This window comes from Rhodococcoides fascians A25f (assembly GCF_000760935.2).
Lineage (GTDB): Bacteria > Actinomycetota > Actinomycetes > Mycobacteriales > Mycobacteriaceae > Rhodococcoides.
The window spans coordinates 5463299-5478291 of record NZ_CP049744.1; the positions used below are offsets into that span (position 1 = coordinate 5463299).

Below are 14993 nucleotides of genomic sequence, written 5' to 3' on the forward strand. Positions count from 1 at the left end.
CTCCATTGTCGCCGGTTTGGGTCGGTTTCCGCCAGGTCGTCCGGTGTCACCACGGCTCGAAACCGCTACGCCAAGATTCTTGGCGAGATGGATCAGCGGTTACCCACCGGACGTTTCCTGCCGCCGCCGACCTCACTACCGAATGCACGAACGCAGGCCGCCCGACCGAACTATCGCGGCAACCCCACCGGCGGCTTGACGGCCGTCACCGGGCAGTGCGCCTCGAGGAGAACGCGCTGAGAGATGCTGCCCATGAACAACTTTCCGACGGGCGATCGGCGTCGGATACCGATGACGACCAGTTGTGTCTGCTCGTCGAACGACAGGTCGATCAGATTGTCGGCGTGCGAGCGACCGGCCTCGTTGTCGTGGATTTTCGTCGTGACACCGAGCGCCGAGCTCTCTTCGCGAGCCGATTCGACGGTGGCACCGAACTCGGCGTCGGCTGCGCTGCTGTCCTCGGCGACGATGATCAGATCCGTTCCACGCATGTGCGCCTCGCGAAAAGCGAAGGGCAGCGCGCCTTTTCCTTCGATGGTCGGCGAGTAGCCGACGACGACCGTCACTTGGTCACCGGCGTGACGAGGGTGCCGTCGGCAAGGAAGCGATCGAGGTTCTCGAGCGTGAGGGCTTCCATCGCGGCCCGCGTCTCCACCGTCGCGCTGCCCACGTGCGGCAACAGCACCACGTTGTCCATCGTCAGCAGGGCGTCGGGCACGTTCGGTTCTTGTGCGAACACGTCCAGGCCGGCACCGGCCAACTGCCCGGCGGCAAGCAACTCGATCAACGCCTCCTCGTCGACGACGCTGCCGCGCGCCACGTTGATCAAATAGCCCTGCGGTCCCAGCGCTTCGAGCACGGCGCGGTCGACCAGGTGCGCAGTTCCCGAGCCGCCCGATGCGGCGATGATCAGGACGTCGACGTTCTCGGCGAGCGCTGCTGGGCTGGCCGCGTAGACGTAGGGCGAACCGTCGATCTCGTTGCGATTGTGGTACGAGATCTCGCAGCGAAACCCGTTGAGCCGATCGGCAATTGCCGAGCCGATGCGCCCGAGGCCGATGATGCCGACGCGCGTGCCGGTGACCTGGCGCGTCAGCGGCGTGTTGCCCTCGGCGGGCCATCGGCCGGCACGCACGAACCTCTCGGCGGAGGACAGCCCACGCATGGTGTCGATCACCAGACCGACGGCGAGGTCCGCCACACAGTCGGTCAACACGTCGGGAGTGTTGCTGACGGCGATGCCGCGGTCTGCTGCGGCGCCGACATCGGTGGTGTCGTATCCGACGCCGAAGTTCACCACAGCTCCGAGCTGCGGCAATCGCTCCATCAACGCGGCATCGACGCCGGTGCGGCCGGAGGTCACCACTGCGGTGATCGATTCGCCGTGCGCATCGAGGAATTCGTCGCGACCATCCCCTTCGGGCAGTTCCAGCGCGTCGTACTCGGTGACCAACGTGTCCATCAGCGACGGCTTGAGCGGTCCGACTCGGAGCACTCGACCGCCCTGTTGCGAATCCGGTTGAGACACAGAGGAACTCTGCGAGCTGACGGTGACCATTGTTCTCCTCGCGAGATGGTGGAACGTGCGCGTTTCCTGTACGGTATGCCGCTTCTCGAATACCTGTCCAACACGGAAATAACATGGACCGATACCCAAACGGCATGAACGACGCATTGCCGATGCAGGCTTGTCCAGTCTTCCCCACATCCGGCCTGGTCAGCCCCCTACGGATGTGATTCAGGCCTCATCAAAACTGTCTTTGTGACCCACAAAACTGGCCGGAAAGGGCATTTCGTCCGGTTGACGATGAAGACAGCCCGCTCATACCGTGTGTCTACCGTCACAGATTCGGCTGCAACTCGCAGACGCGGATCCTTTTCCCACTGGAGGCCACCATGAGCCCTGCACTCTTCGTGCAGCAGGGACGGACCCACCGCGTCGCGGCAATTGCTGTTGGCGCACTGTCACTTTCACTGATCGCCAGCGGCTGCACCGTCGCCAACTCCAACAACGGTGGAGCCGCCCGCGCAGATACTCTGCGCATCGTCCTGCCCCAGGAACCTCCGACCCTCGAGGCCTGCGACGTCTCGCTCACGTCGGTCGGAGTCGTCACTCGCTCGAACATCACCGAGCCGCTCATGGAGCGCAATCCCAGCACCGGCGATCTCGAACCCAAGCTCGCCGACTCGTGGGAACAAACCTCCGATACCGAATGGACGTTCGCCATCCACCCCGGCGTGACGTTCAGCGACGGGAGCCCCTTCGAAGCCGAGGACGCCGCGTTCTCCATCGACCGCACGGTCAATTCGGAACTGGGCTGCAACGTCGAGGGGTACGTGTTCGGCGACGCGAACCTGGTGGTCACGGCTGTCGACCCGATGACGCTGACCGTGCAGTCCCCCGAACCCGACCCCATCCTGCCGCTGCGCCTCTCGTTCGTGGAGATGGTCCCGCGCACAGCCAGCTACACCGAGCGCGTGCGTGAACCGATCGGAACGGGACCGTTCGCGATCGAGCGGTGGGACTACGGCCAGAAGCTCTCCCTGGTACGGAACGAGACCTACTGGGGCCCGAAACCCGAGTACGCCAGGGCCGAGTACCAGTGGCGCAGTGAGGGCAGCGTCCGCGCATCGATGGTGACCAACGGCGAGGCCGAGATCGCAACGTCGGTCGGACCGGAGGACGGTGCGGGCGACCTCGGCGTGGCCTACCCCAACAACGAGACAACGGCGCTGCGCATCCAGGCCGCTCAACCGCCACTCGACGATATCCGGGTGCGGCAGGCGATCAACTACGCGATCAATCGCGACGGCATCGTCAAGGCCCTGTTCCGCGGACTCGGTTCACCTGCAGCACAACTGATTTCCGAGGGTGTCGTGGGCTTCAACGAGGACCTGACTCCGTGGCCCTACGACATGGACCAGGCCCGCACGCTGATCGACGAGGCGCGGGCAGACGGGGTACCGGTGGACACCGAGATCCGCCTGATCGGACGTACCGGACAGTTCCCCAAGATCAACGAGACAGTGGAGGTCATCCAGAACTCGCTGTCCAAGATCGGCATGAACGTCAAGATCGAGATGATGGACGCCGCCGGTACCGCCGAATACCAGGAACGCCCGTTCCCGGACGTCGGGCCGTATCTACTGGTGATTCAGCACGGCAATCAGGCCGGCGACTCGGCCTTCACCGTCGACCAGTACTTCACCAGTGACGGATTCCAGAGTGCCTACGGCACAGCGGACTTCGACAAGGAGATCGCTGCTGCCGGCGCACTCACCGGAGAAGACAGGCAGGCCGCGTACGCGCAGGTGTTCGCGGACGAACCGAAAGACATCATGCAGATGGCCTACATCGCACACATGAACGGGGTGCTCGCCAAGGCCGCCTCGGTCGACTACACGCCGGACTCGGCCACTGTCGACGAAATGCACCTGGCCGCGATGACGCGCGCCGATACCGAGAGGCCCTGACATGTTCAGATTTCTGCGCCGACGGATCTACACCAGCCTGATCCCACTGTTCGTCGTCCTGCTGGGCGTATTCTTCCTCGCTCGTCTCACCGGCGACCCCACCAGCCTGTACCTGCCCGAGTCGGCAACCCAGGCACAGCGCGAGGCGTTTCGCGCCACCAACGGCTTCGATCAGCCGGTGCTGACGCAGCTACTGGACTACTTCAAGGGCGTCCTGCAACTCGATTTCGGGCAGTCGCTCCGTACCGGTGAGGACGCGTCGGCAATGGCATTGCGCGCCTTCCCCGCAACGCTGCAGCTCGCCTTCGCGACGATGTTCCTCGCCATCCTCGGTGCCGTGATCATCGGCTGCTGGGCTGCGTACCGACCGAACTCGCTGGCCGATCGCATCTCGAGCCTGCTGTCGATGACGGCCGCGTCCATCCCCGACTTCTGGTTCGCCATCATGGGCGTCTACGTCTTCGCCATCGTGTTCGGCTGGCTGCCCACCTCCGGCGTGGACAGCGGAATGCTCTCGTGGGTGTTGCCGATCGCCACGCTGCTCATTCGCCCGCTCGGAGTACTGACCCAGGTGGTGCGGGGTGCGATGGTCTCGGCATTGTCGGCACCGTACGTTCGGCTCGCGAGAAGCAAAGGGGCAGGCGATCTTCGGGTCGTCACCCACCACGCTCTGCGCAACGCTGCCGCACCGGCGCTGACCGTCGCAGGCGACCTGATGGTCGGGCTCGTCAACGGCGCAGTGGTCGTCGAGGCCATCTTCGGCTGGCCCGGCATCGGAAAACTGATGATCGACGCCATCCTGCAGCGCGACTTCGCCGTTCTGCAGGCGGCCGTGCTGTTGACGGCGGTGAGCATCTTCGTGCTCAACATCGTCATCGATGCCTGCTATGCACTGCTCGACGCCCGGGTTCGCGACAAGGTGAAGGTCTAGGTAAGAACATGTCACTCGACTTCGAAGCACCGAAAACATCCGAGCCCGAGGATGTTCCGCCGTCGGCTCCGGTGGAAGCCCGCAAGGCGTCGGCTCCGCTGTGGAAGTTGCTCCTACGCGACAGGGTGGCCACCGTCGCCGCCGCGATCCTGGTGCTGGTCTTCCTCACCGCGATCTTCGGCCCGATGCTGGTCGGTGACGCCGCCACCGATCAGGATCTCGACCGCTCGAACCTACCGCCGTTCACCCTCGACACCGGCTGGATGAACATCCTCGGCACCGATCCCCTGGGTCGCAGCATGCTGGCCCGGTTGATCGTGGCCAGCAGAACCACACTGTCGGTGGCCATTCCGGCCGTGATCCTCTCGGCGATCATCGGCTCGTTCATCGGTATGTGGGCCGGTTTCCACCGCGGCTGGCGCGAGACCGCGGCGATGCGCGTCGCCGACGTCATCCTCAGCTTCCCGTCCCTGCTGATGGCCGTCGTCGTGCTCTACGTCTTCTCGCCCAGTGCCGCGAACATCGTTCTGGTCCTGACGGTCACGCGTATCCCGATCTACCTGCGTACCGCCCGCGCAGAGTCAGCAGAACTGCAGAGCCGGCTGTTCGTCGACGCCGCCCGCACGTTCGGCGCGAAGAGCGGATCGGTGATCAGACGCCACGTGGCCCCTATCCTGCTACCGACCCTGCTCACCGTCGCGACCCTGGACTTCTGCTTCGTCATCCTCGCCGAGTCGTCACTGAGCTTCCTGGGCATCGGCATTCAGCCGCCGGACGTCTCGTGGGGCCTGATGGTCTCGCAGGGCCGCACCTACTTGCAGACCGCGTGGTGGCTCTCGTTCTTCCCCGGCCTGGCCATCGTGTTGACGACCGTCTCGGCCACCGTGCTCGCCGCCTGGGCGCGCATCGCCACCGACCCGGCGCAGCGCTGGCGACTCAATGTCCCCCGCTCCAAGCGGTCCCGCCTGCTCCCCGTACGAAAGGTCGTTTCATGAGCGCACCGGCAACTGCACCACAGCGACCGGACACCGGCAGCGTCGCCCTGGACGTACGCGGACTGACCGTCGATCTGCGGACGCCGTCGGGTGTCATTCGCGCCGTCGACAACGTCACCTTCAGCGCCCGCCGCGGTGAAACCCTCGCTCTGCTGGGTGAATCGGGCTGCGGCAAGTCGATGACGGCACAGGCCATCGTGGGGTTGCTCGAGCCGATCGCCGACATCACCGGCGGCTCGGTCGAGATGGGTGAGGTCGACCTGGTGACCGCCAAGACCAAGGTTCGACGCACCATCGCGGCCACCGAACTGGCCATCGTGTTCCAGGATGCACTGACGGCACTCAATCCCGTCTACACCGTGGGAACTCAACTGGCCGAGCCGTTTCGGATCCATCGCGGCATGTCGGCGAAACAGGCTCGGGTGGAAGCTATTGCACTCATGGCCCGCGTGGGCATCCCCGAGCCGGAATCACGCGCCGACTCGTACCCGCACCAGTTCTCCGGCGGGATGCGTCAACGCCTGCTGATCGCAATGGCCGTGGCACTGAGCCCGTCGGTACTGCTCGCCGACGAACCCACCACGGCGCTCGACGTCACGGTGCAGGCCCAGATCATGGCTCTGCTGAAGGAATTGCGTACCGAACACGACATGGCCGTCGTGCTCATCACCCACGACCTCGCCCTGGTGGCCGAGGAGGCCGACCGGGTCGCGATCATGTACGCGGGCAACGTCGTCGAAACCGGACCGGTGTCCGAGGTGTTCGGCGAACCGCGCCACCCGTACACCAAGGGCTTGCTGGACTCGGTGCCTGTACACGCCGTCCGCGGTGAAGATCTGAAGTCGATCGGCGGCACCCCACCGGATCTGCATTCCATCCCCGACGGGTGCGTCTATCAGGCCCGCTGCCCCCTGGCCCGCGAGATCTGCATCAGCACTCGCCCTCAGCTCGAATCCGTCGGCAACGGCCGGATGTCGGCCTGCCACTTCCCGAACGAGGTAACCAGCCATGTCTGAGCAACTGCTGACCGTGCGCGGCCTGAACAAGACCTTCGATGTCGGCCGCGGCAAGCTCCGCGCCCTCGACGCCATCGACTTGGATCTGCGACGCGGTGAGACCCTCGGCCTCGTCGGCGAATCCGGTTGCGGCAAGTCCACTCTCGCGCGCACCCTGATGATGCTCGAAAGGCCCGACTCGGGCACCGTCGCCTTCGACGGCATCGATCCCTTCGCTCTGCGCGGCAAGGAACTCCTCGCGTGGCGTCGACGAGTACAGATGGTGTTCCAGGACCCCTACGGTTCGTTGAACTCGAGGATGACGGCCGGGGACATCATCGGCGAGCCGTGGCGAACCCACAAGAGCCTCTACAAGACTCGACGCGACCGCTCCGCCCGAGTGCGTGAGCTGCTGCATCTGGTGGGCCTTCGACCGAGCGACGAGAATCGATTCCCGCAGGAATTCTCCGGCGGTCAACGCCAACGCCTCGGCATCGCTCGGGCCCTGGCATTGAACCCCGATGTGATCATCTGCGACGAACCTGTCTCCGCACTCGACCTCTCGGTCCAGGCGCAGGTGCTCAACCTGCTCAACGACCTACAGAAGCAACTCGGCATCTCCTACGTGTTCATCTCGCACGATCTGTCGGTCGTTCGGCACGTCGCCGACCGTGTTGCGGTGATGTACCTGGGCCGTATCGTCGAATCCGGCGCTACCGAAGCAGTATTCGAGCGTCCCGCGCACCCGTACACAGCGGCGTTGATGTCGGCCGCACCCACCCTCGACGCGTCGACCCGTGGGACGAAGATCCTGTTGAAGGGCGAGGTTCCGTCACCGCTGAACCCACCCTCGGGATGCCGGTTCCGCACACGCTGCTGGAAGGCAACCGAATTGTGCGCCAGTGAGGCACCCCCGGTGGCGCTCGACGCCGACGAGGCCGATCACATCGCCGAATGCCACTATCCACTCGCCGCAGGCAATCTCGGCCTCGTCGCTGCCGGGACGTGATGGCGACAGACCTGAGCGTCACCGGATTCGTCGTCGTCGCGCTGGCCATCTTCTTCGCATCGGCGATGCAGGCGTCCATCGGATTCGGCATGGGCATGCTCGCCGCACCCATCGTGGCAATCGTGGACCCCGGCCTCATCCCAGCGACGCTGATCATGCTCGCCGTGGTCGTCAGTGTGCTCGTTCTGGTTCGTGATCGCACTGCCCTCGACCTCTCGGGCGCGGGGTGGGCGCTGGCCGGTCGCCTACCCGGATCGGCGGTGGGAGCACTGCTGCTCGTCCTGTTGCCCGAGCGTGGATTGGCCATCCTGCTAGCACTGGTGGTGTTGGGTGGCGTCGCCCTGACCTCCTTCGGTTGGGTCCCGTTGCCGCACAGACGAAACCTGGTGGTGGCCGGGGCCGCGTCGGGAATTCTGGGAACGGCCACCTCCATCGGCGGACCGCCGATGGCCCTGGTGTGGCAACGCAACACCGGAGCCGAACTGCGCAGCACCATGAGCTGCTTCTTCCTCGTCGGATCACTCATCTCGCTGGCGGTACTGGCGGTGGCCGGTGCAGTGGACGCCCATACCGCGACGCTGTTCGTGTTCCTGGCCCCGGCGACAGTTCTCGGCTTCCTGCTCTCTCGCGTGGTCAATCGCGTTCTCGATCGTCGACGCCTGCGCATCACCGCGATCGGTGTCTCCGCAGCCGGCGCACTCGTTCTCGTCGCCCAGCAGGTACTCGCGCTGATGTGAGGGCCGTGTCACGTGTTGCATCGGTCGCAATGGGTAACCGCTCACGATGACTACGAACACCACGCGCGCGCTGATCGTCGGTGCCACCGGTATTTCCGGGCAGGCCCTGTGCCACGCAGCACTCGATGCAGGCTGGACCACCTACGGACTGAGTCGCAGCGGAAGTACCCCCGTCGACGGCGTCGTGCCGGTGGCTGCGGATCTGCTCGACGTGACCTCGCTCGAGGAGGCGCTGAAGGACGTTCGCCCCGAGGTCGTGTTCTTCACCGCATGGATGAAGAAGGACTCCGAGCAGGAGAACATCGAGGTCAACTCGGCGACCCTACGCAATGTGCTGAATGTTCTCGGGCCCCTCGAGTCGGTGAAGCACGTCGCGCTGATGACCGGACTCAAGCACTACCTCGGACCGTTCGATGCCTACGGTGAGGCAGTGATGGCCGAGACGCCGTTCCACGAGACCGAGGACCGCCTCGACACCCCGAACTTCTACTACGCGCAGGAAGACGAACTGTTCGCCGGTGCCGAGAAGTTCGGATTCGGTTGGAGCGTGCACCGCGCCCACACCATCTCCGGCTTCGCGGTCGGCAACGCGATGAACATGATGCTGACGCTGTCCGTGTACGCGTCGATCTGCAAGGAACTCGGCGAGAAGTTCGTCTTCCCCGGCTCCGAAACCCAGTGGAACGGACTCACCGACCTCACCGACGCCGACCTGCTCGCCGAGCAGATGGTCTGGGCCGCAACCGATGACAATGCGCACAACGAGGCGTTCAACATCGCCAACGGTGACGTCTTCCGCTGGCGCTGGCTGTGGCCGCAGTTCGCAGCGCACTTCGGCGTCGAGCCCGAGGGATTCGACACCGAACCGCGTCCCCTCGAACCCCGCATGTCCGACGCGGCTGCTGCGTGGAAGCGCATCGCGGAGAAGCACGATCTGGTGGAGAGCGACGTCTCCCGGCTGGCATCGTGGTGGCATACCGACGGCGACCTCGGCCGCGACATGGAATGCCTGACCGACATGAACAAGTCCAAGAAGGCCGGCTTCCTCGGCTTCCGATCCACGCCCGATGCCATCGCCTCGGTGATCCAGCGATACCGAGACGCGCGCCTGATTCCCTAGAGCGGCTGCGCCGCATGTGAGTGGAACTTCGTAGTGGGCTACGAGTTTCCGCTCACATGGCGGTGGTGCCCTCGGTCAGATCCCGCACCTCGGCGTAGCGATCGCGCACCGCCGGGGTCGGGTCTGCCTCGTATGTCTTCGACGCTGCCTGCGCCCAGGTCGGCGGCTCGCTGGTCCCGGCCAGGGTCCACGCCGCCTGACGCGCGGCTCCGTCGGCGACATATTCCCCCGGCTCGGGCACGATCACCGGAACGCCGAGAATCGCCGGGGCAAGCTCCCGCAACGCAGAAGATTTTGCGCCGCCGCCGATCAGCAGCACCCGCTTCGTCTGCACCCCCTGTGCACGCAGGTGATCGATGCCGTCGGCCAAACCGCACAGCAGTCCCTCGATTGCTGCCCGCGCCAGGTGACCCGGCGTCGAATTGTTCAGTCGCAGGCCATGAATCGCACCGGATGCATCGGGACGGTTGGGGGTGCGCTCGCCTTCGAGGTACGGCACCAACACCAGGCCTTCGCTGGTCGTCGACAGCGCCAATCGAGACAGTTCGTCATGATCTACGCCCAGAAGCCGCGCCGTGGCATCGAGCACCCGGGCAGCGTTGAGGGTGCACACCAACGGCAGCTGGCGGCCGGTGGCGTCGGCGAATCCGGCGACGAGACCCGAACCGTCGGCTGCCGCAACCGAGGTCACGGCCGATACGACGCCGGAGGTGCCCACCGATACGACCACATCACCGGGCTGCGCATCGAGGGCAAGCGCTGCCGCGGCGTTGTCCCCGGTCCCCGGTCCGATCAGTGCCCCGGCCGGTGTACGGCCGATCGCCTCGTTCGGCGCGGCCACGCGGGGCAACAATGGATTGCGACCACGAAAGCCCAACTGCAGCAAATCTGTTCGATACTCGCCGGACGCCGCCGAGAAGTAGCCGGTGCCGCTGGCGTCGCCACGGTCGGTGGCCAGGGCGTCGAGCCCCGCTGCGCCACCGAGCTGCCAACTGAGCCAATCGTGCGGAAGGCACACTGCCGCAGTGCGATCGGCGTTCTCCGGCTCGTGGTCGGCAAGCCATCGCAACTTGGCGACGGTGATCGAGGCCAATGGAACCACTCCGACGGCGTCGGCCCAGGCTTGCCCGCCGTCGACGCCGGTCTCTTTCCCCAACTCCGACACCAAGTCCGTCGCGGCCTCCGCCGACCGAGTATCGTTCCACAACAGCGCTTTACGGACCACTGATCCCGCGTCGTCGAGGCACACCATGCCGTGCTGCTGCGCACCGACCGACACCGCGTCCACGTCGTCGAGCCCGCCTGCATCGGCGACCGCCTCGTCCAGCGCATCTTTCCACCGCTGCGGATCGATCTCGGTGCCGTCGGGATGACCGGCTCGGCCCTGGCGGACCAACTCCCCCGACTCGGCATCACGAACGAAAACTTTGCACGATTGGGTGGAGGAGTCGATTCCGGCAACAAGAGCCACGGTGAGCTGGTCCTTTCCTACGCAAGTGTGATCTACGACCCTACCCGCGAGGAGTGGTTGCCTCGGTCACCAGCGTGCGCGCGTATGCGATGGCCTGCGGAGTGGTGTCGAAGACGCGTCGAGCATCGTCGTCCTTGGTGGTGAACACGCCCAGCGCCGTCAGAGGACGCAGATGCTCGGTCTTCGCTCCGGAGATCAGGACTGTGATGTGGCGGTGTTCGAGTTCGGTGATGGTGTCCTTGAGGACGATGGCCCCGGTGGCATCGATTGTGGTCACCCGCGACATGCGCAGGATCACCACCTTCACGTCCGAGACGTCGGCAAGTTCGAGCAGGAAGCTGTGGGCGGCACCGAAGAACAACGCGCCGTCGATTCGATACGCGACGATGTGTTCGCGCAGCAGGTCGCCTTCTTCCTCCGAGACCGCGTCGAGTGCGTCCAAGGGAACCTGCTCCACGGTGGCGGATCGCGCGACGGCACGCAGGGCCAGGACGGCAGCGAACCCGACCCCGACAGCCACTGCCGTCACCAGATCGAAGACGACCGTGACGAGGAAGGTCGACAACATCACCACGGTGTCGCCGCGGCCTGCGCGGGTGATCGCCCGGATGGATGCGGTCTCGACCATGCGCACCGTGGTCGCCAGCAGCACCCCCGCCAGGGCCGCGTGTGGAATATCGGCCACCAACCCTGCGGCGGAGTACATGATCGCGGCAAGGATCACCGCATGGGTGAGTGCGGCGAGCCTGGTCCGGGCCCCGGATCGAACGTTGACTGCAGTCCGGGCGATGGCGCCCGTGGCAGGAATCCCGCCGAACAGAGGAGCGGCGATGTTCGCGAGCCCCTGCCCGAACAGTTCCCGGTCGGGGTTGTGTCGTGCGCCGACGCCCATCGAGTCCGCGGCGGTGGCGGACAGCAACGATTCCAAGGCCGCCAGCGCGGCAACGGCACAGGCAGGAGCCAGTAACGCCGTCACGTCGCCCAGGTGGAAGAAGCTCAGGCTGGGTGCGGACAACGACGATGGAATGGTGCCGATGCGGGCGATGTCGAGATCGAAGAGCTGGGTGACCACCGTCGCCGCGGCGACCGCGACCAGGGAGAACGGGACTTTCGGAGCCAGGCGGCCACCGACGAGCATGACGACGGCGACGGCGATCGCGACTGCCGGGGTCAGGACGCTCGCGTGCGAGACGAACGAACGGGCGGCGTCGAACGCGGACTGCCACACTTTGTCGCCTTCGGCGTCGGATATGCCGAGAGCGGCCGGAACCTGTTGCAGCGCAATGACCACGGCGATGCCTGCGGTGAATCCTTCGATGACGGGCGCGGGCATGTATCGGACGGCTCGGCCGACGCCTGCACCGGCGAGGGCCAGCAGAATGACCCCGGCCATGAGCCCGACGGCGAGCACACCGGTTGGCCCGTACTGGGCGACGATCGGTACGAGTACCACCGTCATGGCGCCGGTGGGCCCCGACACCTGAAAGCGGGAGCCACCGAATACCGCGGCGACGACGCCGGCGACGATCGCTGTCGTCAGGCCGGCTGCGGCACCCAGCCCCGTGCTGACGCCGAATCCGAGGGCCAGCGGCAACGCGACCAGCGCCACGATCAGGCCTGCCAACAGGTCCGCGCCTGGAGCGCGGAACGCGGGCTTCCACTCGCTCCACCGGGGCAGGAGCGCGGATACGGCCGTCAGTGCGTCGTATCCGCGGGTGTGTTTCGTCGGTTCGGACATGCGACGCTTCCTGAGAACTCATCGACCCTGATCTAGCTGATTGCTAAGTTTAGCAAGTAATGAATCAGCGCGACAGGGAGACGCTCGACACCGTGTCGGACCGTCGAGTCAGGTGCGCGATCCGGGCCCGCCGTCCAGCTGTTCGACCTGGTTGGCCACCACCCCGGACAGGATCTCCCGAGCCACCACCAGTAGGTCTGCCACTTTCGGCGACGTCAGCGTGTACGTCACGGACAGCCCCTCGCGAGTTCCCTCGATGAGACCCGCGCGTCGCAGAATCGACAACTGCTGCGACAGATTCGCCGGTTCGATGCCCACCTCGAGCAGCATCTCGGACACCGCGTGTTCGCGTTCGCTCAACAACTCCAGCACTCGAATGCGTGCGGGATGCGCCAACGTCTTGAAGAAGTCGGCCTTCATTCGGTACAGCGGTCGACTCGAATCCGTGGCCATGACGTCCCTCCGTGCCACCCACCGCCGCGCGGCAGGCTACTTGCGAACACTAGCAATCAGCCGACGCGACGAGTGCTATCCCTGCCCTTACCGAAACTCCGCTACCTTCACTGACATGCGCGGAGAACCCGACGAATCCACCGACTTCAGGCTGACCGTGGCCACGGCGGCTCTCGACCTCTTCTCGGTCAAGGGCTACGAGTCGACGACGGTGGACGACATAGCCGGAGCCGCCGGAATCTCGCGACGGACGTTCTTTCGTCAGTTCCGTGCCAAGGAAGACGTCGTATTCGCCGATCACGAAATACTGCTCGAGCAGGCAGGCGCATTTCTCGACTCGAACGAAGGCGATCCCTGGCAGGCGGTGTGCGACGCCGCGCAGCAGGTGTACGAGCGATTCTCCGACTGGCTGGAGATGTCGCGCCTGCGCTATCAGGTGGTGCACCGCAACCCTGCGCTGCGCGATCGAGAGATCGTCACCGTGTTTCGCTACGACCGACTGTTCGTCGAATATCTGCAGCGAGTGCGGCCGGATCATTCGCACCTGGAGATTCTGCAGTTCTCGGCTTCGGTGACCGCAACACACAACTACATCCTCCGACGGATGATTCGCGACGGGCTGCCCACGTCGGTCAGCGACTTGCGGTCCGCGCTGGCGCAGGTACGCGCGCAATTCCTCGGCGAGATCGTCGTCGCGTCGTTCCCACGGGGCATGTCCGTCGCGAAAGTCGTCGACGCCTTGGCCGATCACACAACAGACTGACTCAACCGACACTGTGGCACTCAGTGCCGCATAACGTGGACCCACCCTTGAAACGAGCGAGCTGCGGACGTACGATGGGTGCATCCTTGGCACTGAGTGCCCTGATCGGTCAGTGCTGATCCCCCTACATTCAAGGAGCGTGGCCGATATGGCCGGTAATCCCGACTTCGATCTGTATCAATCGCCCGAGGAGCACGACGAACTGCGTGCGGCCATTCGGGCACTGTCGGAGAAGGAGATCGCTCCGTACGCCAAAGAGGTGGACGAGGACTCACGCTTCCCGGAAGAGGCATTGAAGGCCCTCAACGCCTCCGGCTTCAACGCAATCCACGTTCCCGAGGAATACGACGGTCAGGGTGCCGACTCGGTCGCAGCCTGCATCGTCATCGAAGAGGTCGCTCGCGTCTGCGGCTCGTCCTCGCTGATCCCCGCCGTCAACAAGCTCGGCACGATGGGACTGATTCTCAAGGGCTCCGAGGAGCTCAAGAAGCAGGTCCTGCCCTCCCTCGCCGGCGGTGCGATGGCGTCGTACGCCCTGTCCGAGCGGGAAGCGGGCTCTGACGCAGCGGGAATGCGTACCCGCGCCAAGGCCGACGGTGACGACTGGATCCTCAACGGCTCCAAGTGTTGGATCACCAACGGCGGCAAGTCCGATTGGTACACCGTGATGGCAGTGACCGACCCCGACAAGGGTGCCAACGGGATCTCCGCGTTCATCGTGCACAAGGACGACGAGGGATTCGTCGTCGGTCCCAAGGAGAAGAAGCTCGGCATCAAGGGCTCCCCGACGGCCGAGCTGTACTTCGAGAACTGCAAGGTCCCCGGCGATCGCATCATCGGCGAGCCCGGCACCGGCTTCAAGACCGCTCTCGAAACCCTCGATCACACCCGTCCGACCATCGGCGCGCAGGCCGTCGGCCTGGCACAGGGTGCCCTCGACGCAGCCATCGCGTATACCAAGGACCGCAAGCAGTTCGGCACCGCGATCTCGAGCTTCCAGGCCGTGCAGTTCATGCTCGCCGACATGGCGATGAAGGTCGAAGCCGCACGCCTGATGGTCTACAGCTCTGCAGCCCGCGCCGAGCGCGGCGAGAAGAACCTCGGGTTCATCTCCGCAGCAGCGAAGTGCTTCGCCTCCGATGTAGCCATGGAGGTCACCACCGACGCCGTGCAGCTCTTCGGCGGTGCCGGATACACCACCGACTTCCCGGTCGAGCGCATGATGCGCGACGCCAAGATCACCCAGATCTACGAGGGCACGAACCAGATTCAGCGTGTCGTCATGTCGCGGGCGCTGCTCAAATGAG

14 protein-coding genes are annotated in these 14993 nt (G+C 65.1%); 9 read left to right on the forward strand and 5 right to left on the reverse strand.

The window, feature by feature from the left end; genetic code table 11:
• Positions 1 to 170 precede the first annotated feature (170 nt).
• Complete coding sequence (locus BH93_RS25615; protein WP_037171047.1) at positions 171 to 566, reverse strand: universal stress protein; 396 nt, start codon at positions 564 to 566, stop codon at positions 171 to 173.
• Positions 563 to 1558: a 2-hydroxyacid dehydrogenase gene (locus tag BH93_RS25620; RefSeq protein ID WP_080738880.1), complete on the reverse strand. Its 996-nt coding sequence runs from the start codon at positions 1556 to 1558 to the stop codon at positions 563 to 565. The genes BH93_RS25615 and BH93_RS25620 overlap by 4 nt, the downstream gene beginning before the upstream one ends.
• 338 nt (positions 1559 to 1896) lie before the next feature.
• Between BH93_RS25620 and BH93_RS25625 the strand changes: the two genes are divergently transcribed.
• Genes BH93_RS25625 through BH93_RS25655 form a run of 7 tightly spaced genes read left to right on the forward strand, consistent with a single transcriptional unit; the run spans position 1897 to position 9261 of the window.
• Positions 1897 to 3474, forward strand: coding sequence for an ABC transporter substrate-binding protein (locus BH93_RS25625; protein WP_032405208.1), 1578 nt, complete (start codon positions 1897 to 1899; stop codon positions 3472 to 3474).
• A gap of 1 nt (position 3475) precedes the next feature.
• Positions 3476 to 4405: an ABC transporter permease gene (locus BH93_RS25630; RefSeq protein WP_037171045.1), complete on the forward strand. Its 930-nt coding sequence runs from the start codon at positions 3476 to 3478 to the stop codon at positions 4403 to 4405.
• 8 nt (positions 4406 to 4413) lie between these two features.
• A complete protein-coding gene (locus tag BH93_RS25635; protein WP_037171043.1) occupies positions 4414 to 5400 on the forward strand; it encodes an ABC transporter permease in 987 nt (328 codons plus the stop codon).
• Positions 5397 to 6416, forward strand: coding sequence for an ABC transporter ATP-binding protein (locus BH93_RS25640; RefSeq protein WP_032405206.1), 1020 nt, complete (start codon positions 5397 to 5399; stop codon positions 6414 to 6416). The genes BH93_RS25635 and BH93_RS25640 overlap by 4 nt, the downstream gene beginning before the upstream one ends.
• Positions 6409 to 7404, forward strand: a complete 996-nt coding sequence (locus BH93_RS25645) for an ABC transporter ATP-binding protein (protein ID WP_032405205.1) — start codon at positions 6409 to 6411, stop codon at positions 7402 to 7404. The genes BH93_RS25640 and BH93_RS25645 overlap by 8 nt, the downstream gene beginning before the upstream one ends.
• Positions 7404 to 8141 (forward strand): sulfite exporter TauE/SafE family protein, encoded by a 738-nt coding sequence (locus BH93_RS25650; RefSeq protein WP_080738879.1) that lies wholly within the window; start codon positions 7404 to 7406, stop codon positions 8139 to 8141. The genes BH93_RS25645 and BH93_RS25650 overlap by 1 nt, the downstream gene beginning before the upstream one ends.
• A gap of 46 nt (positions 8142 to 8187) precedes the next feature.
• Entirely contained in the window at positions 8188 to 9261 is a 1074-nt protein-coding gene (locus BH93_RS25655) for an SDR family oxidoreductase (RefSeq protein ID WP_037171041.1), read from the forward strand.
• A gap of 52 nt (positions 9262 to 9313) precedes the next feature.
• On the opposite strand, the gene BH93_RS25660 is transcribed toward BH93_RS25655, so the two are convergent.
• The 3 genes from BH93_RS25660 to BH93_RS25670 form a co-directional block, all read right to left on the reverse strand.
• Positions 9314 to 10732: a xylulokinase gene (locus tag BH93_RS25660; RefSeq protein WP_037171039.1), complete on the reverse strand. Its 1419-nt coding sequence runs from the start codon at positions 10730 to 10732 to the stop codon at positions 9314 to 9316.
• 40 nt (positions 10733 to 10772) lie between these two features.
• Complete coding sequence (locus BH93_RS25665; RefSeq protein ID WP_037171038.1) at positions 10773 to 12470, reverse strand: SulP family inorganic anion transporter; 1698 nt, start codon at positions 12468 to 12470, stop codon at positions 10773 to 10775.
• 108 nt (positions 12471 to 12578) lie between these two features.
• Positions 12579 to 12923: an ArsR/SmtB family transcription factor gene (locus BH93_RS25670; protein ID WP_037171037.1), complete on the reverse strand. Its 345-nt coding sequence runs from the start codon at positions 12921 to 12923 to the stop codon at positions 12579 to 12581.
• 115 nt (positions 12924 to 13038) lie between these two features.
• On the opposite strand from BH93_RS25670, the gene BH93_RS25675 reads away from it, so the two are divergent.
• Positions 13039 to 13686 carry a TetR family transcriptional regulator gene (locus BH93_RS25675; protein WP_032377491.1) on the forward strand — a complete coding sequence of 216 codons (648 nt, stop codon included), beginning with the start codon at positions 13039 to 13041 and terminating at the stop codon, positions 13684 to 13686.
• 148 nt (positions 13687 to 13834) lie between these two features.
• Positions 13835 to 14992 carry an acyl-CoA dehydrogenase gene (locus BH93_RS25680; RefSeq protein ID WP_032378347.1) on the forward strand — a complete coding sequence of 386 codons (1158 nt, stop codon included), beginning with the start codon at positions 13835 to 13837 and terminating at the stop codon, positions 14990 to 14992.
• Position 14993 lies beyond the last annotated feature (1 nt).